Raw genomic sequence first — 24,496 nt, forward strand, 5'->3', positions numbered from 1 at the left:
TTCCTTTCGTTATTTTTGATTAGTATATGTTTTAACTTTATTAGATGCATCACCAGGTTCACTGGAATAAAATGGAGCATATGAATTAGGTCGTTTGCTTAAATATACATATAATGAAACTTGATCAGGGGTGTCAAAATATTTAAAGAATCCATTTTGTTCTGCTACAGCTTGGTCAGCTGCTTGTGCCATCTTTGGATAAATATTATATATAAAGTCATCTGTTTTTGCTTGTTTAAAATCCACACTTCAAGCCGCTTCAGAAAGTGGAAGGGTTAAACCAGCACGAATAATTTCAACACCATAACTATATTTATATTTACTATAATCATTTATAGGTTGACTTGAATCATTGCTACCAAAGATAATATCTGCTACATTTCTACCATATGTATCTTTTCCGCTTGGAAAGGCAACTAAAACATCATCTTTATATTTATTGAAAATTTTTTCAGCAAATTCAGTTGACTTATAAGCAAAATGTGATTCAAAAGGACTAGCAGTTTTATAATTTTTTCCACCACCTATTCCTTTTTCAGGGGTATCAATTCCACGTAATCTTATTTTATATTGCTCGCCTATTTTAAATTCAGCATTACCTATTGTTTTAGTTTCTAGTGGCTCAATGGTAAATGTATCACCATCTGAATCGGAAACAAGTTTAGCACGTAATATTTTATTTTTAAAGCGTTCTTGATTAAAATTTATTCCTAATGGGACAAAGTTTTTTTCATCTGTATCAACTTTCATATCCTTAATAGGGACATCAAAACTAAATGGTTTTTCAATATTAACTACAGATACTCAATCAACAGGATGATTTTGATAAAACATTTGATATCCTAAGGTTATTTTGTCTTTTATGCTTTTAGAATCTCATTGCGATAGAGGATTATTTTGTCCAGGTTCTTTCAGTTTGTCATCTAAATTAAGTGATACACTAGCATATAAAAACTTAAATACAACATATTTATCAAAAAACTTCATACGAACTAGTTTTGGATAACTACTCTTAGCATCATCGATTCTTAATACAGCTTTTTGTGGTTGTAAAAAAGTCAAATGGATTTGTTGTTTAAATTGATTTTGTATTGATGATGCAATTTTTTCTTTTATCTTATCAATATCATTATAAAATGAAGTTCTTTTTAATGTATTGTTTAGAACTTCTGGTGTGGTTGTGATGTTATAATGATAGTCTTTTTTATCTTCTGTAAAAATAAGTGGATATTTTGAAACAGAAGCATCAACTTTATATTCAAGTATAGGGAGTTTTTCGTCATTAGCAGGATCATATTTAGAACAAGCTACTGCAGCAACTAAACTACTTGCTGATAAAGTTGGTAAAGCAATCACTTTTATTAATTTAGTAAACTTAGACATATTTTCCTTTCATTAAAATATAACTTGCCTAAGCAAATTATATTTATAATATTAACTTACTCCGATTGTGATAGCATCAATAAATTTGGTGAAATTGAATTTTTCTTGACTTGGATTATTGAAATTGTATTGATCAATGGTTTGTTTTCATGCATTTTTGATTTGTTCTCTAAATGTATCAGAGAATGTTCCAGCAGGTTCTTCAAATGTATGGATTTCATCTGGTTTATTAATTGCTTCTTTTGCTTCCGCTAACACAACTTGAAGATATTTATTTGTACCACTCTTAGTTTTAGCAAATTTATCAGGATCTAAATTAACTAAGTCATTTGTTCCTGAAATATAAGACATTCCTTGTTCTAAGGTTCTTAAAGGTGTGTTTGTAATAGTATTTTTATCAACTTTAAAGTCAAAGGTTTTTGTAGTAGTAATCAATCATTTTACAAAAGCACGAGTTGCATCTTCATCAATATCATTTGATTTAACACCCATCAATGAAGGTCCTTGAAGGTATAAAACATTTTTATCGGTTGACTTTGCAGATCATTTTTTAGGTGTTGGTAGAGCAAATAATTCATCTTCGGAAAGAACATCAGTAGCTTTTAATATACGTTTGTGCAATCCAACTTCATTTAAAGCATTAGTAAATTTATTGTCTGTATCATCAATATTTTTTTCATAATCTTCGTATTCTGTTGTATTCATTTTTAGAACATCTTTTAATATTACGAACGCAAATGAATCACCTGATGAATTCTTCATATCAATAATTTCAACTTTAGAATCTGTTTTATCTTTTAACATATCTTTAGCTTTTTGGATAAAATTAGTATTTTTTGGATTATCTTTTAATGAAACAATATAACCTAAGTTTTTACCACTTGTTTTAAGATTTTCAATTTTAGTTTTATTTTCATCATCAGCAGGAAGTAAATCATATTTTCCGATTGAAATATCATTACCTTTATCATCTTTTGGTATAGAAGATCATACAAAATTTTTAAAACCACCATAAACAGCTAGAATATTTGATTTGTATTTATTATATAATTCTTCAATTGCAGATGTACTTCCATCTCTATTTTTCTTGAATGTAGGATTTTGGATAAAAGTAAAGGTGTTAGATTTTGATGGTTCAAATGAGAAGTTACCACTTTTATCATCAATTTCAGTTGCACCATTTTTATCATCAATTTCAGTTGCACCATCATTTTTAATATCTTTATAATTTTTTGAATATCCTGCAGTTGAACCGATTGAAAATGCGATTTTATGTTTAATTTGATCAGTTGATGAATATTGTCCGCCCGGAAAACCATAAATTGCTTTGGTTTCAAATCCCTCAGTAAATTTATCTCAAATTTGTTGTGATACAGTATATGCATCACTACCTTTGCTTTTTAAAGCGTTATATTGAATTACGGTTTTATCATTTTGACGAATCGCTGTTGAAATCATTTTTGAGTAATCAGCACCTAAGCTAGAAAATAATGCTGAATCATAAACTCCAACCATATCATCGATTCCGAAAACATGTAATGATGTATCATTTGTCTTTGCTGAGTTTGTAAATAAACTTTGCATAGTTTTTGAGAAATTAATAATTCCTGTGTATGTTCCGAATAAATCATCCTTAGTTATAGTTTTATTTGGATCTAAATATCCTGCATTTTTCAGGATATCTTGTGCATTGGCAACAGGAGTTCCTCAAATTGCTGTAACGCTATTGCGATCAGCATGTGATTTATCAATAATGTCATTGAATTCATCACTAATTTTTACACCCTTAGCTTTCATTTCATCTAAAAAGTATCCTAAAACAGGTGCATTAATTGATAAAACATTTGAACTTTTGAATAATGGAAGAATGTATGTTCCTGGTTTGGTAATATTTTCAGTTGTATAGTTTGCATTAACGAAACTTTTAGCAAAATCATCTAAATCAGTATTTAAAGATTTATCTTGTGAATTGAAATTTAATAATAAATTTTCTCCATTGCTGTTTAAAACTGAAGCAATTACAGGATAACCGATTAATAAATTATAATAATCTTGTTGTTCTTCTTTTTTTAATCCGTGTATAGCTGCAATTTGTTTTCCAACATTTTGCACCCCGTCTGGATAACTGTTTCCATAGTTATCTACCTTAACTATTTCAGCAGCAGCAGAGATTCCTAATTCATTTAGTTTTGCTTCTTTTTGTTCGTCGGTTGCGTTTTTATTATCATTTACGAATTTTTGATATTTGCTAACTAAATCATTATATACATCAACAATAGCTCTAATTGTATTACCTTGAACACCACTTTGAGAAAAGGTAATTCCTAATTTAATATATCTATTCCCGTTGGAATCTTTCTTTTCTTTTTGACCATGACTTCTATTGTTTTTATCATTTTGAGCATTTTGAATCCGATCTTCTTGTGTCGCAGTTTCTAAGTCGCTTTTGATAACTAATGAACCTGGGTTACCTGGATTTCCTGGTGTAGTCGCACTACCTCCACCAGTATTATTTCCTTCACCACTTGAAGATTTACCACCTCCACATGCAGCAGCAAGTGCTACTGTGGTGCTACCCACTAAACCTGATAAGGTTAGTAAATATTTTTTTAACTTCTTTGTCATATTATGTATATCTCCTAAATTATTTATTTATGTTATATAGAGCAGAAATTTTATTTCTGTATAAATTATATATTATTTTCTATAGTAAGTTTTAATATGCTTATTTTATAAGGTTATTTAATAATCTTTTGCTAAGAAGTGAAAATTCATTTCATATTTTTTTCATAAGTAACAAAAAGAACCAATATGGTTCTAACGATTTATTGACAATTGATAAATAACATTAACAGCCTTGGACATCTTTGATAAAGTTTGTAGTTCTTTAGCAAATTCAGGATTTTTAATGAATTTATCAAATTCGTTAAAATTGCTTCAACGTTCAATTACTAAAATTTTATCATCTGCTTGTATTCCGTATTCAAAAGATAAATTAGTTTCTTGCATACGTGTTTTTTGTGTAAAAACATATAAATAATCAATAAAACCCTTCATTTTTTCAGGATTAATTATATATTGTGTGGCTTTTGTGTAAATCATTTAGTTTCCTTTTTTGATGCGATTAAATAAAATAAAATGTGATTTAGGGATGATGTTATCAAATTTATGAAAATTAATTATTTGTTGAAAATCAAAACCAGATATGCATAAAGCATCTGCAACTTCTGAAACTTTTTTAGGTAGTAAAATAGATAAATATGTTGAAACAGCATAAATTCCATTTAATAATACTAATAAAATATCTTCCAATCTGATTAAATCATTTGTCAGTGTTCAAGGTTTAGTTACATCAATATATTTGTTTAAATTATCTGATAAATTTGTTGCAATTGCAAATGCTTTATGGATTTGATAGCGATCAAATTCATAACAAAAACTTTCTTTTGATTCTTTAATTTGTTCAAGCATTTGTAAGTCTTCGTTTAAATATTCATTTGTTTTTAAAGGTCTGTTAAAACTATTTGAAATCATCTTTAAGGTGCGTGATACTAAATTACCATAATTATTTATTAATTGTGAATTAATAACATCAATAAAACGATCTTCATCAAAGATTAAATCTTCACCTAAGGCAAATTGTGAAATAAAGAAATATTTAATCATTTCAGGATGGTATTTAGAGACTAAATCAAAGGGATCTATTACATTGCCTTTTGATTTAGACATCTTTCCTTGTGATGTAACAATTCAACCGTGTGCCTGGATGCGATTTGGTTGTTTGATGTTTAATGCTTTCAAAAAGATAGGTCAATAAATCATATGAAAACGCGAAATTTCTTTACCTAAAATATGTACAACTTCAGAGTTTTCGTTGTTTCAATATTTATTAAAATCACCTGGTTTATCAATATCATTTATATCAAAATCTAATGCACTAATGTAATTACATAAAGCATCTAATCATACATATAAAGTATGATTAGTATCTTCGTTGATTTTAATCCCTCAGTTAATATTAGTTCTTGTTACTGATAAATCTTCTAAACCTTTGTTAATAAAGTTAACTAACATCTCATGTTCTGTTTTTTTAGGGAATAAAAGGTCTGGATTATTATTAATATATTCTTTGAGTCAATTTTCAAATAGTTTCATTTTAAAAAAGTAACTATCTTCACTTACTTTTGTAAGTACATGTCCTGAAGCTGGATGATAAAGTTTTCCATCTTTTTTAATTGCTTGTGCTTCGGTTAAAAACTCTTCATCTGAAATTGAATATCATCCTTGATATTTACCTTTATAAATATATCCTTGCTTTAAAAAATAACTAAAAATATCTTTAACTATTTGTTTATGTTTTGTAGATGTGGTTCTTGAAAAATAATCATAATTAATATCAAAAACTTCTCACATATTTTTAAATTTACTTACAACTTGATCCACAAATTGCTGGGGTGCTAAATTATGTTGCTGTGCAATTTGTTGTATTTTTTGTCCGTGTTCATCAGAACCAGTGAGCATTTTGACATCATAACCTTGACTTTTTTTATAATTTGTAATCGCTCAAGCGAGTGTGGTAGTAAATAAATGTCCAATGTGTAAGTTTCCGCTTGCATAATAAATAGGAGTAGTAATATAAAAAGTTTTTTTCATCTTATTCCTTATTTAATTTTATAGGTTTATACAGTTGTTTTATTTGTGGTAGATAATCATGATTATTTAAATCTTTTGCATCGTGAAGATATAAATTAGGTAAAAAGTGTGAACCTCAGCCGGCTTGATATCGCGCTTCAATTAAAACAAATTTTGCTTTATCTTGCAACCTCGGATGCACAAATTGAATGCGTTTAGGTTCGAAATTGTATTTACGCAATAATTCAAATGCATCGATGCAACGTTCTACAGGTAAAACTAGTGATAAAAATCCTTTTTGTTCTATTATTTTTGAGCAACCTAAGATTAATTCATCTAAATTAAGTGTAATTTCGTGGGTTGCAATCAATTTTGCTTTTGATATATCTTGCTTAATTTTGGATGCATCAAAACGATAAAAAGGTGGGTTGCAAAAAATTATTTGATATTTTTTTTGATTTTGTTGATTAAATTGCTTTCAGTATAAATTAAAATCAGCATTAATCACATTTATTTGCTTATCAAGTTCGTTCAAAGCTACATTATATTTTGCTAACTGTATTGCTTGTTGCTGTATTTCAATTGCATCAATATGTAGTTTTTCACTGCGTGCTGCGATAAAAATTGATAAGGCAGCATTATTAGTTCCAATTTCTAGAGCATTTGTAAAATGATTTGATAAAAACACAAAATTACCCAGTAAAATTGTATCAACTGAGTAATTAAACATCGTTTTGTCTTGATAAACATATAAATCACTATCAAAACCTAAAGAGTTTTTGATTCAGTTTTGTTTTGGTAATTTATTTTCTAATTCGTTCATGATGGAATTTTTTCTTAACATATTCAGTATATAAATCAGCAAGGCAGCAATCTATTTTACCTTCAACTAAATCGACATCTAAAACAACAATATCGACATAATCACCAATAGCAAAGGTGCGTTTTTTTGAAATTAATTTAGTAAGGTTTTCGTTAGGTTCATAAATATCATCGATTAATGTAGTTTTGTGAACTAAACCAGATGCCATAAAGTCAAATTCCACAAAGAAACCAAAATTAAGAACACTAACAATTTGGACTTTAAAAGTTTGTCCAACTTTGTTTTTTAAAAATTCTGCAAATTTTAAATCATTAACACTGCGTTCGATTTGAACTGCCTTTTGTTCAGAACGAGTATTTAGATCGCCGAATATACTGATTTGATGTTTATATTCAGCAAGATTCTTTTTATTTTTATTGATAATAAAGTCACGAATGATGCGATGGATTACTAAATCTGGGTAACGACGAATTGGACTGGTGAAATGACAATAGAACTTTGATGCTAGTCCGAAATGTCCGATGTTATCTGGTGAATAAACTGCCTTTTGCATTGTACGTAAAAATAGTAATTTAATAAAATCATCATTGCGCATTTGCTTTACATGATTTACAAAATCAGCAAATTTATTTGGTTTAATACTAGTATTTGAATTGATTGCTTCACTGCTTATATTAATTGCGTTCAATGAGTTTGATAATAATGTTAATTTTTCAGCATCGGGAGCCTCATGAACACGGTATAAAACAGGTAATTTATGATCAAATAAGAATTTAGCAACTGTTTCGTTGGCTCTAACCATAAAGTCTTCAATTAGCACCTCAGAAAAACCACGATCATTGATTAAAACTTCTTTAACAGTTCCATCATCGTTAAGTTTAATTTTCGGTTCGGGAAGTTCAAAGTCAACATAACCTTGTTTAATTTTATATTCATGTAAAATTAAACTCAGTTCCTTTGCATCATTTAACATCTGTTTTAGTTGTGATACTTGCTTTGGATCGCATTCTTCATTAATTAAACCACTTTGGTAATACTTATCAACTTGTTTATAGGTTAAGCGAAACTTGCTTTCTATGATTCCTTGAATAATTTTTGTTGAAACGTTATTCCCATCCTTATCAATTTCCATTTCACAACCCATAACAAAACGTCGAACATTTGGATTAAGAGAACAAATTCCGTTTGATAATTCAATAGGAAGCATCGGTATAACACGATCCGGTAGATAAATACTAGTCCCACGTTTTAGTGCTTCATGATCAATTGCGCTACCAGATTTAACATAATAGGAAACATCTGCAATATATACACCTAAAAAGTAATTTCCATTATCTAATTTTTTAACATAAATTGAATCATCGAAGTCTTTGGTATCATCACCATCGATGGTAACAATCATTTTATCAGTTAAATCAACACGATTTTTTAAATCTTCATTGTCTATTGTTTGTGGGATGTTTGCAACTTCTGAAGTCATTGCATCTGGGAAATTTGAAGGGGCTTTAATATGCTCGAGGTATGATTTAACATACACCATCGGGTCAGCTTCATTGCTAATTACTTTAATAATTTTAATTGAAACGGTTTTTCCATCATATTTAATAATTTTTGCAACTACTAAATCATTAAATTTTGTTTCAACATTTGATTCGATAATATTTCAAGTTACATTTTTCATCCGAGTTTCAACAGGGATAAAATAAGTTGAATAATTTTTATGTTTTATAAAACCAATGACTTCTTTGTTACCACGTTCTAAAACTTTTACAACTACACCAGAGTTCAATTGGTTTTTATCTTCATACGGGTTTGAATAAACATACACAAAAACCTTGTCGTTATTCATTGCTCCATTGAAATTAAAGTTTTTAATAAAAACACGATCCTTAGTTTTATTTACTTCATCAATGTTATAGTCAACAAAACCAAATTGACCTTTAGCATTGACATTTAAAATACCCTCAATTTTATCAACTAAAACTGGTGCATAATATTCATCGTTAACATTTTTAAATAACTTATATTCTCGTTGTAATAAAGATAATAAACTTGTTAGTTCACGATTGTTCTTAGGCAGAATCCGAAAACGTCTTGCTATATCTAAAAAACTTCTTGATTTAACAGACTGGATGTATTTTAAAACTTCTTCTTTATTCATAATTTAACGAACAAAAACCCTTAATAAAATTGCAATTACAAATAATAAAATTCCTAATGCAATCATAGTATATTTTAAGGCTTTTTTAATTCCCCTTTCTTTTGAAATTTTAAATAAATCAAGGTCTCCAGAACCAACTAATGCACCTGAAAAACCATTTGAATCAGGTGACATTAAAAAGGAGACAATTAAGATTACAAAAGATATAATAATTAAAATTACTGTTAATGCTATCATAATTTCCTTACTTATAAGTTTTATTATTATATATTATTCTATTTTTTTCTTAATATTTTGATTATAAATATCATAATTTATTAATTTTGTTTTACAACTCATCATATGCTATGTATTTTCATTTTTATAAAGATATAATATAATTAAAATTATGCAAAAAAAATGAAAATATAAATTTTTATCATTGTTATCAACCTTTGCTACTACCACAACATTAATAGCAGCAGCTTGTTCACCTAAGCAACAAGTCAGCAGCTCTGAAAATGTTGTAGATAAAGAAGCAGAGAACAAAGAAAACGAGATAAAAATCCAAAATCAACGAATAGAAACTTTGCAAAAAGTACATAACTATGCTTTTAATTTAGTCATCCCACAGATTATTACACAGGTAACAAAAAGTGCTAATGATTTATTAAATAACAAAGATAAACAGAAGCAATTCACAGAGAATCCTGAATTAAAAAACCAAATTACACAATTAACTAAATACGATGACTTGCTTAATGGTTTTAATGATATTAATAAGAAACTTTTAGAAGCAAACTTTTATCAACATAAGCCATACTATAATTTCACAGCGAAAATTACTAATATAGGTCGTATAATTTTTCAAAATCGTATATATATAATTTCACAAATACTTCAAACCAACCATGAAGATGCAGAGAAAATAACTGATTATGTAAAAAAATATAGCGAAATATATGCACTTTTGAATTTTACAGCTCGTTTATATTGATCGGAAAGTGTTTTAAATGTTTTGTCTAACGTTAAACAAATCGATCAAAATAAAATAACTGATATCCAAAAAGAATCTATCAATTTTCACAGTCAAATTGATGATATTTTAAAACAAATCCAGGAAACTAACTATTTAGAAAATAAAGAAATAATTACAAAAGTCGAAGATTTAACAAAAAAACTAAATGATACATTTTTAAAACTTAATGAGTTTTGAAAAACTTATTTACAATTAGAACATAAAAAGCAAATATGAAGTTTTGCTATCGGTAAATATAAAGATACTAAATTGGAGATAGAAAATCAAATCATAGATAATTATGAACCTTTATCTAGTTATATTGATAAATTAAGCAAGAATAAAGACAAGGATGAAAAAGAGAAGAATGCAAACGAAACAAGAATTCAGCAGCTTAAAAACCTTCAAGAAAAACTTTTAAAAGAAGGTAATACACCAGAAACAGATATAAGAAATGATGTTGATTATCAATTCTTTTTACCTGTAAATGCTACTTTTAAGTATCGCGATAATCAATATCCTGCTAATTTATTTTTAACTGTATATTCAAAGGATAATACTGGTAAATTTAGGTTAAATGACTTTGATTTGGATGATAATACTACAAATTTATCTACACTTATTCCTGATGATGTAAAACATTTTGCTAAACTTACCCTATCCCATAATGATTTTGTTAACTTATATGCTTCATACTTTAATGTAAGAGAAATGTTTCTTAATCCAGAAGATGAGCAAGCATTACAACCATATAAACTAGCTTTAATCAATTTATTTACAGTAAATTCAGTAAATTATGATAAAGCAGACAATGTATTAAAACTAGGTTTATTAAATGAATTTGATAACGGTAATTATAATTATAATGCTGACAGTTTTGAAGGCAGCATCCCAGGATTATTCTCAAATTTTGCATTATTTTTCAATAAAGATAGTTTTATAGAAAATTCTAATGTTGATTTATTCTTCCAAATTTCAGATGATTTATATAATTATCTAGATGCTTTAAATAAAAAGCAGAATGCAAATAAGCAACCAAATGAATCGGAATTAAAAGAAAATATATTCAAAATTGAAATTCAATATCAATAAAAGTCCCTAAATTAGGGACTTTTATGATTGATTTAGTTTATTAAATTTCTTAGCTAGTTCAACTGCTTTATCTTTGGCTGGATTATCCATCGATAAAGCTTGTAAAATAGGGATTCCAGTAACTATGCCGTTTATTAATCCAATTGCTAAACCAGATTTACCTTCAAGTAATAATTCCACTGCTTTAATTCCCATCACAGATGATAAAACACGTTCAGCAGCAGTCGGTTTACCCCCACGTTGGATGTGATTCAGTGGATTAATGCGAGTTTCCCATTTGGTTGCTTGCTGAATTAATGAACGCAGTAAATTTAAATCATATTTTTTCTCTGAAATTACAATCATAATGCTGCGACGTCATGATTGTTTTGATAACTCTAGTGCTTTTTCAACAATTTCTTCGTTAGAAAGATTTAATTCAGCGGTTGCAATGATTTCAGCACCAGTAGCTAAACCAGAATATAAAGTTAAATCACCACAACCATTTCCCATTACTTCAACTAACATAATGCGTTTATGACTTTGTGCTGTATCACGAATGCGATCAATAGCTTCTACCACGGTGTTTAATGCGGTATCATAACCGATGGTTACATCGCTTGAAGCGATATCATTATCAATTGTACCTGGTAAACCTATAGTTTTTACACCTAATTCGTGTAATAACTGAGCACCTTTATAACTTCCATCTCCACCGATAACAACTAATGCTTCGATACCAAGTTCTTTTAGGTTTTTTACAGCAACTAAACGAGTTTTTTCATCTTTAAACTCTGGATAACGGGCTGAAAAAATGCATGTTCCACCTTGATTGATATAGTTGTCTAAATTAACTTTTTCTGATGGAATTATTTCATTATTGCATAAACCTTTATATCCTTCAAATACTAAATAACTTTGGATTCCGTTTGCTTTTGCAGTTTTTACAATTGCTCTTAATGCATTATTCATTCCAGGTGCGTCACCACCAGAAGTTAATATAGCAATTTTCTTCATTATTCTCCTATCTTACAATATCAAGTAAGTTTTTTAATAAACAAACTACAGTAACAGGTCCTACTCCACCCGGAACAGGGGTAATGGCTGAAACTTTATCCTTTACAGATTCAAAGTCTACATCACCTGCTAAAGTCTCGCTAAGTTGACTATCTAAATTAGTTCCTACATCGATTACGATCGCACCTTCTTTAACATTCATTGCTTTAACATACTTAGCAACACCGATAGCAACAATTATAATATCACCACTTTCCACACCCTTTAAACCAGTGCGTTCGTTATAGGTGGCTACATCTGCACCCATACGCTTGATAATATGAGCAATAGGTTTACCAACCACTTTACTACGTCCTACAACACACACTTTTTTACCTTTAACATCAATATTATGATACTCCATTAATTCTAAGACAGCCCTTGCGGTAGCTGGAACAAAATGCTTAGTAGGAATATCGTTATAAAGTGTAAATTCATTTTTTGCACTAAGTCCATCAACATCTTTTTCGTGTGGGACCGCATCTAATATCACTTGCTGAGGTATATGTGCAGGCAAAGGTAGTTGGATGATAACTCCGGTAGATTTTTCATTTATAATATCAAGTTTCTTAAGCAGTAGCTTTTGTGTAATGGTTTCAGGGAATTTATATAATGTTCCTTTTAAACCAATTTCTTCACATTTTTTTAATTTAGCTGCTACATATTTATTTGATGCTGGATTATCTCCAACCTGCACAATTGATAAATTCGGTTTATCTTCATCATCGAGTTGTGCAACTTCTGCTTTTAATTTTAAAAGTTCTGCCTGGGCTAATTCTTTTCCACTTAGTATTTTCATTTAAGCTCCTTTTGGTATTTTTCTAGGTCTTGTGAATATTTTTGTAACTTAATTCGTTCTGCTTCAACTTTTTCAGCAGGTGCAGAAGTAACAAATTTTTGGTTTGAAAGCATATTTTTAGCTCGCTGTATTTCAAATTCAGTATCCTTAATTTTCTTCAACAGGTCTGCTTTATTTTTTTCTTTTAAAGCTGCATCTACTTTAATATAAAGGTTTTTACCTTGAATAGAAATAAGAAAATCATTATTTTCTGAAACTAGTGCATTAGCTAATTTATTAATCATTTCAATAGCATTTTTAGGTAAATTGCCTTGATAATCGTAATATATAACATCTTTTTTAGAGATTTTATTATCATCACGGAAGCGACGAATAGCGGTAGTTATTTCGATGACTTCATCAATATATTCAATACCTTTTTTGATTTTCAAAATAGGCCATTTTGCTTCTAAAAGTTCTGTATTATAGATATCTTTGTATAAATAATCGGTTAAAAAAGGTAAGAATGGGTGTAGAATAATTAATGTTTTTTGTAACACTTGCAATGCAATCTTTTTATTAGAATTAGTTTTTAAAAATTCAACATATCAACCACTTAAATCATTAAAAATATATTTGTATATTTCACTGCCGAGTACAGCAAAATCATATTTATTAACAAACTTGCTTATTTTTCTTGACAAGAATGCGAGTTTGTTAAAAATTCATTTATCAGCTGGACTTAATGATTTATCCTTTGAATCAGGAAGTTCTTTAATGTAGTTTGCTATATTTCATAATTTATTATTTACTCTTCATGCGGCTTCAACTTTTTCGCTTGAAAAACGAATGTCCATTCCGGGTGCTGTATTAGTTAGCAAAAATCAACGAAGAGCATCGGAACCATATTGATCAATTAATTGCATTGGATCTATTCCATTATTAAATGATTTTGACATTTTACGTCCATCTTCAGCACGAATTAATCCGTGAAATAACAATTGTTTAAATGGTATTTGCTTCATGAATTCTAAACTCATAAAATACATTCTAGCAACCCAAAAGAAGATAATATCATAACCTGTAACTAATAAAGATGTAGGGTAAAATCTTTTTAATAATAGATTATTCAAATCAGGTCAGTTTAAGAAAGTAAATGGTGCTATCCCTGATGAAAATCAAGTATCAAGAACATCAGGATCTTGAATCCAATTTGGACCAGGACTGTCTATTTGGACTTTAATTTGATCTTGATAATATCAAACCGGTAATCGATGTCCTCACCAAAGCTGACGTGAAATGGTTCAATCATGCACATTTTCCATCCATTGCTTCATTGTGTCTTTAAGCCTATTCGGATAGAATTTAACTCCATTTTTGGATTTTAAATCATTTAATATATGATTTTTTAACTTATCCATTTTCACAAATCATTGTGGAAGCACCAATGTCTCAACAACTGATTTAGAACGATCAGAAACAGCAATATTTGAAATTACATCTTCTGCTTTTTCAAGCATATTTTGCTCTTTTAAGTAGTTAGCAATTGCTAAACGTGCTTGAAAACGTTCCATTTTATCAAAAGCACAACCGGGAGCATTAATAAAACCGTTTTTATCAATAGTTTCATTAATTTGTAAGTTTAACCTTGTTATTATTTCAATGTCTGCTTCAGAATGTGCAGATAATTTCATTAAACCACTTCCAAATTTTGGGTCAACATATGAATCAGCTATAATTGGAAGTTTTTTCTTAGTAATCGGGTGCACAACAAACATCCCCTGATATTTTTGATAACGAATATCAGTCGGATTATAAACAACAGCAACATCGCTTAGCAGTGTTTCAGTACGCACAGTAGCAATAATCAATGATTCATTTGAATTATAAATTGGGTATTTAATATAATACATTTTTTGTTGGGTAGGTACATTATTAACTTCAATATTTGAAAGGGCAGTTTGTAATTTTATATCCCAACTGATTGCTCGCATTCCTTTGTATAATAAACCTTTGTTATACATATCAACAAATACTTTTTGCACTGCAGCACTAGCTTTTTCATCTAAGGTAAAGCGTGCATTTTGATAATCGAGAGCTAATCCCATCTTGTATCATTGTTGTTTAAATATTTCAGCATACTTATGCTTTCATTCTCAAACTCGCTTGATAAATTCATTGCGACCTAAATCGTGTCGAGTTTTACCTTCACTTTTAAAAATAACATCTTCAACCTTAGATTGAGTGGCAATTCCGGCATGATCCATACCGGGAATTCACATCACATCATAACCTTTAAGTTTTTTATAACGAATAATTGTGTCAGGAATATATGAATCAAGAGCATGCCCTAAATGTAGCATCCCGGTTACATTCGGAGGCGGAAGCAAGATTGAAAAAGGTTTTTTCTTAACATCGTGGGTAATAAAATATTTTTTATCACGTCATTTTGCTTCTATACCTTTTTCAACTAATTTATGATCATAATTTTTGTTCATAAATCCTCCTTTTAAAGAAGTTAAAATAAATCTTTATATATTATAAACTATTTCATAAATTTTCTAGGGAAATGCTAAAAATAATATAAACTTATGCAACTTTGTGGAACAATAAACTAAAAGTATGTTTATTTAGTGTAAAAATATTAAAAAAAACTACATAAGATGCAGTTCTTAATTTGTATTAGGATGTTCAATTTCACAATTATGTGTGTGATCGCTATTTTGTTTTAGTAGTTGTGTATATTCTTTTGAAGAAAGATTTTGTGATTGATTTTGTGGGTTTATAATTGCTTTTTTAAAGTCAATAAATCATTTGAATAATAAATATACTCCTCAAACAATAAATCCAATTACCATAAATACAATATAACTTAATATTGTTATTAATTGTGAACTATCATATGCTTCACCTACAATAGGTGGAATAAATGTAATTAATAATACTATAATAATTAAGATACTTGTAATAATGTATACTATCTTTTCTCATAATGGAAACTTAACTTCATTGCGCAATTTTTTCGAAAGAACTAATACTGCTATAATAGCAAGTAAATATTGCACAAAGAAGACTAAATTACCTGCATTTAAGATAGTTTCAAATTGATCTGGTACACCCAATAAACCTGGTAGAATTGTAAAGATAATCATTGAAGCTATAGTAATGGATGCTGCAAAAACGATTGCTTTACGGTGTTGTCCGTTTTTAGCTACTTGTGATAATTGACTTGGTAAAAATCCATCTTGTGCTAATGGAACAACTGCTTTTGCATAATATATCATTGAAAAGACGGTTGAAGTAACTTGTCTAAATAAAAGTCCGATAGTAAATATAATCAATCCTGCAATTCCCATAACCTTATTCATTATTGCAGCGGTATAATTCGAGATAGTTTTTGTTGAAACACTTGATGAATCAATAAAAATAAACATTAAATAAAATACTAAATAAATGAATAAGATGATACCAAAAACAGAAAGCAAGATTTTTCTAAAGTTTTTCGCTTCAACTTCTGTTGATAAACCTGATAATCCTTCTACGCCACCATACGCATATATGAAACTTAAGATTGAACTTATTATCATAAATGGTGTAACTTTTTCTGTGTTTTTAATAAATGAATTCCCTGGATTTTGAATTAATAAAGCTATAACAGAAGCAAAAATAATCGCAATAACAATCCATTTTATATAAGCTGTTCAAACAATAACTTTTTTAGAAATACCAAAATTTAATGCTGAAATAATTGTTAAAACAATAAAAAATAGTAATGCTAAAAGTTGTATTAACAATGAATATTTCTCATAGACTGATGAATTGTTGATAAATAATCTAATAATAGATATAAAGAACAAAGGTGTAGTTGCAGAAAACAAGGGAGCCTGCAAGAACTGGTTTCATCCGTTAAAATATCATAGTCATCTTTTTTTTGGGAATGCTTTTTTAACAAAAACATATGATCCACCAACTTCTTTTGAATACATTTGGGTTCCACGTGCAAAAGCAAGCATAACACCACCTGCAATAAAGGAAGTAATAGCAAATACTAAAATACTGTAACTACCTGTTTTTAAAACACTAGCAATCGAGGCAAGAAGACCAAATCCGACGATATAATTTATACCATAGAAAAGAAAATTCTTTCCTTTAATTTTTTTCATTTAATCACTCCTAATATATTGATTTTTAATTATATATCAATAAATAATAGCAAAAAATTAATTTTTTCCTAAAAAAATGATAAAAATTTAACTTTTTAGTTATATAAATCCTGTTATAAAAGTATATATAGTATTTGATATTATAAAATATCAAAATATTTTACTTTTTTTGTTTCTAATTTGTTCTTTTGTTGTTCTCTTAATATATATAAAGTGGAGGTAAAATGACAAAAAACATAAAACTGATTATGATTTTAGGTTCAACTGCAGTTGTTGCAGGAGCAGCAGCATATCCAATTAAGCTTGCAATAACGAAACTGCAGAAAAATTCATCTAATTCACCTGTTCTTACAAATCAAAAAAGTTTTGAATATCAGAAGGTAATTGAAAATATAGACAATTTTAATAAGCAAAGACCTAGTTTTGATAATTTAAATGCAGAAAAAGATGCATTTGTAAAATTACAAAACCAAATTAATGAGAGAATAAATAAAATAAAAGGTTTTCAAAATAAAATCCAAGACGAACTAAAACGAACGCAAAATATAAATCTTTCTTTTAATCAAAATATCTTACCGATTAAAGAAGATTTAAAAATTTTTTTAAACGATATTATAGACAAAAATAACGAAATACAAGCTGTTAAGTTGAATCAAGAACTTAATTCAAATCAAATAAAATCATTAAAAAGTTTTTTAGATGAAAATAACAATAGATTGAACTCTAAATGAGATATTTATCTAAAATTGATAAAAAAACATAATGAAAATTTGAAAAAACTATCAGCTGATACAGATGAAATTCCATGAGTAAAGCAAAGTTATGAACAAACCGCTTTATTAGAATCTAATATACAAACTTTATTAAATGAAATAAATAATAATGTTTGATTGGAAACCGATGATTTTTTAGGTTACTATAATCATATAAATAAGATTATTAATGATGTTATTGGATTAATTGATTCAAGCGATATATACATAAATTTTTGAATAAAGCATGATTTGAATATTAATATCAATTATGCTAATTCGATTAAGAATAACGAAAGTTCTTTAAAAAGTTTGCAACAAAATATGAATTTATTAAATCAGAATTTGCAAACTTATAAAGAAACAGTTAACAAATTTATTGAATCAACAAATTTGTTAAAAAAGACATTATCTGAATCTAAAAACTCACTGCAACAAAAGCAAGAAAGTTATTTAAACTATCTAAATAACTATAAGAAAGTGATTAATGATGCATATACAAAGCAACTTACTTTATATCAAAGCGCATTAAAAACAAGCCAAAACAATGATATAAAAAAAATAGCAAGCAATATGAATGATGCTATAAGCAAGCAAGAAAAAGAATTTGAAGACAAATATAACAAAGAAGAAAAAGCAGAAAATAAATTTAATAATATAAGTAATTTTATAAGTAAGGATTTTTGATTTTTACAAAAGAATTGGTATAAACTAAGTCAAAATGTCTTAGATAACGAGAATAATGTTTCGAAAAAAGCATTTGATAACGATATAAAATTAAACGATAAGAATATTGTAGTTTTAAATTTATATAATCAACTTAATAAAGTAAATCATAGAAATATGGATTTAAAAAATGAACTGATTAGACAAAATAATGAGTTAGATAAAATAGACAAACTTTATAAAGAAAATAACAGTGATGAACTATATATAAAGAAGCAAATTTTTCTAAGAGATATAGATAAAACTAAAAGATTAATTGAAGATACTGATAACAAAATAAAACAAACTCAAAATCAAATTAATCAAGAAATAAATAAATATGATGAAATATTAAAGAATACCGATAAATATTTTACTGGTTCGTTGCAATTATCTAATGCAAATTCATTATTTTTTTCTATCAATGAAGAAAATATGAGTACTATAAAAGCACAAGGTAGGCAAATAGCATTACTAGAAACAGATATTAATGATAAAAAGAAATTAATCGATTTATTAAAAGGTAATATTAATGATTTAACAGATTCAAAAAGAAAACTTGAATCTAAATTAACACAGTTAGATAATGATAAAAAAGAACTAGAGCAAAAATTAAATGAAACCAAAAAAATAACAAATAAAATGAATCAACAAAATGATGATAACTTAAAAATTATTAACACAAAAAACAAAGAAATAGAGATATTAAGACAAAAAGATTCTGAAAATGAAAAATTAATTCAAACAAAACGTAACGAAATAGACAGAATAAATACAGAAAATTTAAAAATTCAAGAACAAATTCAATTTAATAGACAAAAGATACAGCAATTAAATGGTCAACTTGATGGCAAAGTTGAAATAATAGATAATTTAAATACACAAATCCAACAACTAAATGGTCAGCTTACACAGAATCAAAATGCAATAAATGCAAAGGCAAAAGAAATACAACAACTTACAAATCAAAATAGTGAACTAAGAGAGCAAATACAACAAAAAGATGAAGAAATTTTAGAACATCAAAGAACAATAGCAGAAAATACAAAAATTATTGAAGGAAAAGACAAAGAAATAAAGCACTTATTACAAACATTAAGAAGTGCATATCAAGCAAGAGATGAAATAGCAAATAATACCAAAAATTATGGTGAAAACATTGTAGCAATGTATTTAGAAATAAACAAACTCAAAGAACAGTTAAATGATATAAACCAAAAATATGCAGATACAGATCAAGAGAAGAATCGACTTCAGGCATCACTTAATACACTGACTACTAATTTCAACAATTTACAAAACCAAAATAATAATAATTTAAATGAAATTCAGTTACTAAATAAGAGAAACAACGATTTAAAGGACAATAAAACTAAATTATTATCTGATTATCAAAGTATGATTAATAAATATGAATTCACAAAAAAACAATATGAAGATTTAAAATTAGAAAATTATGAATACAGAAGAAAATGAGGTGTAGCTGGTGAGCTAAACAGAGAAAAAGATGTAACTATTGCGGTTCTGAACAAAAAAATAATTAATTATAATGAATTAATCAAGCTGGTAAAAGAACTAAGAGATATCTATGATGGTATTTCAAAAAAATCAAAGTATAGATACAGAGAAGGGCCTTCATCTTCTGGATATCCTTATACAGGAAGCGAAATGTATGAAAAAATAGATTATGGTGCCACATATGAATACCACGCCAGAAAATTTCTAGAAAATGCTAAACCATATTATGAAAATGAAGAATAAAGGAGATAAATGAATACACCGAATAAACAAGAATTATCAAATAACCAAATAAATGAATTATTTTTTGAGTATATTGAAAAAAGCAAAAACATTGAATGTTCTGATATTTTCGATTTTACAATATATGAAAAATATTTAATGACATAACATTAGCAGCCTAATAAGGCTGTATTTTCAAATTTTGATATTTTAAACATAAATTGTTATATAATAATTAAACAAAAATTAAAGGTGATAAAGTAAAATATGAATAAAATTAATTATGGACAAGTATTTACGCCAAAAGATATCGTTTTAAAAATGATATCTTTAATTTCTTTTGATAACAATTCTTTTATATTGGAAACTTCATCTGGAACAGGTAATTTTTATTTTGAATTAATCAAAAAATATAATAATCTTATAGCATTAGAAATAGATGAAAATATAGCACATGTAGGAGCAAAAGTCATATCATATTTTAATACTAATTATCATCCAGATGTTATTATAGGAAATCCACCATATGTAGATTATAAAAATATTATAGATGCACCCAAAAGTAAATTTTTAATCCACAAACCTAACCTATATTTATATTTTTTAGAAAAAGCATTATCAGATTTAAAGCAAAATGGCGAACTTATTTGAATAATTCCTGCTGCAATTTTTACAACAACTTCTGCAAAGTATTTGTTAAAAATTATTTATGATAATTTTTCAATTACATACTTTGAATTAATCCCTGAAAACATTTGAGAAAACGCTTCTGTTCCTACTGCTATTATAAAGATAGTTAAAGTTAAAAATCATAAAGATAAAATTAAATATTTTTGATCTAATTGAAAAATTTTATTTGGTAAAAAACCAAAATTACCTACAGATATTATTGTAAAAGTAGGTGGAGCAAGTGGCTTCAATTCAAAATTGCAAAAAGGGAATATATCTTTTGTTGTTTCACATACAGAGAGAACAAAACAACTGAATAATATTTTGTATCAACCAAATAAATGAATTCGACCTGTCCCCATCCCACCAAGAAAATTTACATATCAAATTTTTGTTAACTGTAAAACAAGAAATAAAAGACCTTTTTATGTTTTAGATTTTCAAGAAAAAGGCGAATTTATCCATTATGATGCATCAGTTTTGTCAATATATGTAAATTTAGATTATCAAAATACTAAGAAAATTGTTGATATTTTAAACAACATTGACTGAGAATTAATGGGAATAAAAAGAGACGGAAGGTATCATTTTACACAAAGTATCTTACAAGCAATATTTAATTTTTAAAATTTTCATTAAAATCATCTAAAATTTTTGCTCTCTTCTTAACAGATTGAAAAAGTATATTTAATAAAAACTCTTTGGATTGTGCATATGTTCGATTAACTAATTTACGGTTTAAATTAGGATTAAATTGAAAAGGTAAATTATTACCATTCGGAATTAAAGATTGCATTCTTTTTAAAGATGTAAAGAAAATATCATTAGGATTATTTTTGTTGAATACTAGCAAATAATAATCTGTTTGTGTTGCTTTTAAATTCTTTGCTAACTTATAAAAATAATTTCCTCATGTATTTGAAAAATTTGGATATATATCACCTGTTAATGCAAAATATAAACCTGTTTTCGAACTTATATTACTTGCTGATTTAAGATTTGGATTAGTTATTTTAATATTCAACGGGTGAAAAAACGAATTATCAGTATTTTTGATTACTATATCATATCAAAATCTTGGTTTTGGTTGTTCATAAATTTTGACATCATATTCTTTTAAAATATTTATTTCTTTTTGGCTATTTAAAAGAATTTTTACTATTTTTTCTTCATTAAAAATTGAATTAATTCGTCCATCACTATAACTTTTAGAGAAATTTATATCAAGTTCTTTTAGTTTTACAATAACTTCATTTAAAACTTTATCATAATCGCTTACATAATACATATATTCCTTAAATGTTTAAATTTTACATTAACAATAATAAAATAAAAATAAAGTTGTAAAATAATAAATACAAGGAGATTTTATGGTGAGCATTAATAGACAAATCACTAATAAAATTTATTGATTTATTGCAGTTTTTGTATTATTTTTTGGTAGTCAAGGTTTTCAAATCGGAGCATCAGTATATATTTTTCAAAGTTTAAATAACTTGTGATATATCACTCTTTATTATATTTTAATTCAAGTTCCGATGATATTTGTTTTTATTTTCGGACCAAAAATTATAAAGTTATTCAAATCCAAAAATATTTTAATTTTCTCTGATTCAGCAAGTATATTTATATTATTAATAGTTTTAATCATTGCATTTAAAACACATGATAAAGCACTTTCATATTCTTTAATAGTTGCTAGTGGTTTATTTAGTATAGTCAACTCATTCAGAATTTTAGCATTTAAAAATATTGTCTATTATTTAGCAAACCAAAGCAAAGAACTTCCGATGTTTAATATCACAAATGCATTAGCTATTGCGATTTCGACATTCATCTCTCCTTTATTCACTTTATTTTTATTTGCATGACCTTTTTTTGCAGTTGTTATTTTTAACATTATTACATTTGCAATATCCTTATTTTTCTTTATTTTATTAAAGCCTAATCAGCATTCATTAAAGTTAGTTGAAGAACATACACAAGATAAAATTGCAAAAATTAAATATGAAAAATGAATTTTTGCTCTTAGTTTAGGATTATTTTTCTCGATATTCTTATTTCCTAAACAAACAGGGATTTTGCAGTTTTTTAATTATATAAAATATGATTATAAAAAATGGTCATTTTTATTTTCGATGATTATAGGTGGTTCAGCTTTATTAGGAACCGGTGCAATTTTAGGTTATATAACAGCAAAAAAGAAAGTATCGCGAAATCGGTTGTTTATGGGACTTACAATTGTTGCTTCTCTTTTAAATCTTATTTGAATCCCGATTTTATTTGCTGTAAAGGAAGACAAATTAGCACTGCTTATCACATATATAATTTTAAACTCATTTATGCAACTATCACAATCATTGCTATTTCCTATCGGAAATAATTATTTGTACTTAATTTTTGATAAAAATGAGTTCAATAAACAAAATGCTGTGACATTAATTATACGAATCATTTTTTATTGTTTAATCTTAGTTATATTTACTTGATTAGATGATTCATATGGATTTGAATATATGTTCATCCTTTATGCAATTTTATTCTTTATCATCCTTATTGCAATGGTTATTTCTCGTTATCGGATACATAAAAAAATACATCATTAATCAAAATTACTTTTAATGCTTGTTTGTAGTATTAAAAGTAATTTTGATATATTTATAACTTATATAAAAGCATCAAATAATCAAAAAGATAAAATAATGTATAATTTAATTTATATAGGAGTAAAATGTTTGAAATTAGTGCAACAAATAACGATTCAGGGCGAACATTATTTAAGCTTTTAATTAAATATTTGAATAATGTCCCAGTTTCACGGATAGAGAAGCTTTTTCGAAAAAAAGATATAAAAGTTAATAATAGTAGAAAAGTAAGCAAAGATTTAATAATCAATGAAAATGACGAAATTGTTGTATATGGGATAAATGATATATTTAAAAATACCTTTAAAAAAGTATCATTTGATTTAAATATTTTATATGAAGATGATAATATTCTTTTAATTAATAAACAAGCAGGAGTAGTGGTTCATGGTGATGAACATAGTTTAGATCAGCAAGTTCTTTCATACCTTAATTATAAGCAAATTGATAGTTTTAAACCTAGTCATGTAGGTCGTTTAGACAAAGAAACCAGTGGAATTATTTTATATGCTAAAAATTATGCTTCATTAGTCGCTTTAAATGCTTCTAGTATTAATTTTATTAAAAAATATTTATTTAAAAGTGACTTTAATGAAGCATATAAAGAAGTTGAATTATATTTTGGTAAGCAAAATAATAAAATTAAAACATCAGTTAAGACTAAAGATGGTTATAAATATGCTAAGACTATCTTTTCAATAGAAAACAACAAACAAATAGCACAATTGCTGACTGGACGCAAACATCAAATCCGTTTATCATTAAAATTCCTAGGTAAACCAATTTATGGTGATATGAAATATGGTGGTAAAAAAGCATCTAGATTGATGCTACATTCATATTATTTAAAATTTGTAGGTTTATCTGGTAATTTAGCTTATTTAAATAACTTTGAATTTTATGCACCAGCAAAGTGATAGG

The 24,496-nt window shown here is 27.1% G+C and carries 18 protein-coding genes; 6 read left to right on the forward strand and 12 right to left on the reverse strand.

Annotated elements, in window-relative coordinates; genetic code table 4:
* Positions 1 to 9: 9 nt before the first annotated feature.
* From ACXYRN_RS02000 to secG, 7 genes are all read right to left on the reverse strand, one after another.
* Complete coding sequence (locus ACXYRN_RS02000) at positions 10 to 1,383, reverse strand: thermonuclease family protein (protein ID WP_458607482.1); 1,374 nt, start codon at positions 1,381 to 1,383, stop codon at positions 10 to 12.
* A 51-nt stretch (positions 1,384 to 1,434) separates the two neighbouring features.
* A complete protein-coding gene (locus tag ACXYRN_RS02005) occupies positions 1,435 to 4,008 on the reverse strand; it encodes a P68 family surface lipoprotein (RefSeq protein WP_458607483.1) in 2,574 nt (857 codons plus the stop codon).
* Positions 4,009 to 4,200: 192 nt separating this feature from the next.
* Entirely contained in the window at positions 4,201 to 4,485 is a 285-nt protein-coding gene (locus tag ACXYRN_RS02010) for an antibiotic biosynthesis monooxygenase (protein WP_458597377.1), read from the reverse strand.
* A complete protein-coding gene (gene metG, locus ACXYRN_RS02015; RefSeq protein WP_458597378.1) occupies positions 4,486 to 6,036 on the reverse strand; it encodes a methionine--tRNA ligase in 1,551 nt (516 codons plus the stop codon). It lies immediately after the preceding gene.
* 1 nt (position 6,037) lies between these two features.
* Entirely contained in the window at positions 6,038 to 6,838 is an 801-nt protein-coding gene (locus ACXYRN_RS02020) for a tRNA1(Val) (adenine(37)-N6)-methyltransferase (protein ID WP_458597379.1), read from the reverse strand.
* Entirely contained in the window at positions 6,819 to 8,999 is a 2,181-nt protein-coding gene (gene rnr, locus ACXYRN_RS02025; protein ID WP_458607484.1) for a ribonuclease R, read from the reverse strand. Before rnr ends, ACXYRN_RS02020 begins: the two co-directional genes overlap by 20 nt.
* Positions 9,000 to 9,002: 3 nt before the next feature.
* On the reverse strand, positions 9,003 to 9,236 hold the full coding sequence (secG, locus tag ACXYRN_RS02030) for a preprotein translocase subunit SecG (RefSeq protein ID WP_458607485.1): 234 nt from the start codon (positions 9,234 to 9,236) through the stop codon (positions 9,003 to 9,005).
* Positions 9,237 to 9,387: 151 nt separating this feature from the next.
* On the opposite strand from secG, the gene ACXYRN_RS02035 reads away from it, so the two are divergent.
* On the forward strand, positions 9,388 to 11,088 hold the full coding sequence (locus tag ACXYRN_RS02035) for a hypothetical protein (RefSeq protein ID WP_458607486.1): 1,701 nt from the start codon (positions 9,388 to 9,390) through the stop codon (positions 11,086 to 11,088).
* 21 nt (positions 11,089 to 11,109) lie between these two features.
* Here the strand turns inward: ACXYRN_RS02035 and pfkA are convergent, their stop codons facing one another.
* From pfkA to ACXYRN_RS02055, 4 genes are all read right to left on the reverse strand, one after another.
* Positions 11,110 to 12,084: a 6-phosphofructokinase gene (pfkA, locus tag ACXYRN_RS02040; RefSeq protein ID WP_458597383.1), complete on the reverse strand. Its 975-nt coding sequence runs from the start codon at positions 12,082 to 12,084 to the stop codon at positions 11,110 to 11,112.
* Between the two features lie 7 nt (positions 12,085 to 12,091).
* Positions 12,092 to 12,922, reverse strand: a complete 831-nt coding sequence (locus ACXYRN_RS02045) for a bifunctional 5,10-methylenetetrahydrofolate dehydrogenase/5,10-methenyltetrahydrofolate cyclohydrolase (RefSeq protein ID WP_458597384.1) — start codon at positions 12,920 to 12,922, stop codon at positions 12,092 to 12,094.
* Positions 12,910 to 15,399, reverse strand: a complete 2,490-nt coding sequence (locus ACXYRN_RS02050) for a valine--tRNA ligase (protein WP_458607487.1) — start codon at positions 15,397 to 15,399, stop codon at positions 12,910 to 12,912. The genes ACXYRN_RS02045 and ACXYRN_RS02050 overlap by 13 nt, the downstream gene beginning before the upstream one ends.
* A 174-nt stretch (positions 15,400 to 15,573) precedes the next feature.
* Positions 15,574 to 17,064: an APC family permease gene (locus tag ACXYRN_RS02055; protein ID WP_458607488.1), complete on the reverse strand. Its 1,491-nt coding sequence runs from the start codon at positions 17,062 to 17,064 to the stop codon at positions 15,574 to 15,576.
* A 224-nt stretch (positions 17,065 to 17,288) separates the two neighbouring features.
* On the opposite strand from ACXYRN_RS02055, the gene ACXYRN_RS02060 reads away from it, so the two are divergent.
* The 3 genes from ACXYRN_RS02060 (at position 17,289) to ACXYRN_RS02070 (ending at position 21,557) form a co-directional block, all read left to right on the forward strand.
* Entirely contained in the window at positions 17,289 to 20,282 is a 2,994-nt protein-coding gene (locus tag ACXYRN_RS02060; RefSeq protein WP_458607489.1) for a hypothetical protein, read from the forward strand.
* Positions 20,283 to 20,291: 9 nt separating this feature from the next.
* Positions 20,292 to 20,429, forward strand: a complete 138-nt coding sequence (locus ACXYRN_RS02065; RefSeq protein ID WP_435130575.1) for a hypothetical protein — start codon at positions 20,292 to 20,294, stop codon at positions 20,427 to 20,429.
* Between the two features lie 99 nt (positions 20,430 to 20,528).
* Positions 20,529 to 21,557 (forward strand): Eco57I restriction-modification methylase domain-containing protein, encoded by a 1,029-nt coding sequence (locus tag ACXYRN_RS02070; protein WP_458607490.1) that lies wholly within the window; start codon positions 20,529 to 20,531, stop codon positions 21,555 to 21,557.
* On the opposite strand, the gene ACXYRN_RS02075 is transcribed toward ACXYRN_RS02070, so the two are convergent.
* Positions 21,547 to 22,218, reverse strand: coding sequence for a hypothetical protein (locus ACXYRN_RS02075; protein ID WP_458607491.1), 672 nt, complete (start codon positions 22,216 to 22,218; stop codon positions 21,547 to 21,549). The two genes, ACXYRN_RS02070 and ACXYRN_RS02075, sit on opposite strands and share 11 nt — an antisense overlap.
* A gap of 82 nt (positions 22,219 to 22,300) precedes the next feature.
* On the opposite strand from ACXYRN_RS02075, the gene ACXYRN_RS02080 reads away from it, so the two are divergent.
* Positions 22,301 to 23,536, forward strand: coding sequence for an MFS transporter (locus tag ACXYRN_RS02080; protein ID WP_458607492.1), 1,236 nt, complete (start codon positions 22,301 to 22,303; stop codon positions 23,534 to 23,536).
* A 125-nt stretch (positions 23,537 to 23,661) separates the two neighbouring features.
* Positions 23,662 to 24,495: a pseudouridine synthase gene (locus ACXYRN_RS02085; protein WP_458607493.1), complete on the forward strand. Its 834-nt coding sequence runs from the start codon at positions 23,662 to 23,664 to the stop codon at positions 24,493 to 24,495.
* The last annotated feature ends 1 nt before the right edge of the window (position 24,496 follow it).

Source organism: Mycoplasma sp. 4423 (genome assembly GCF_054353855.1).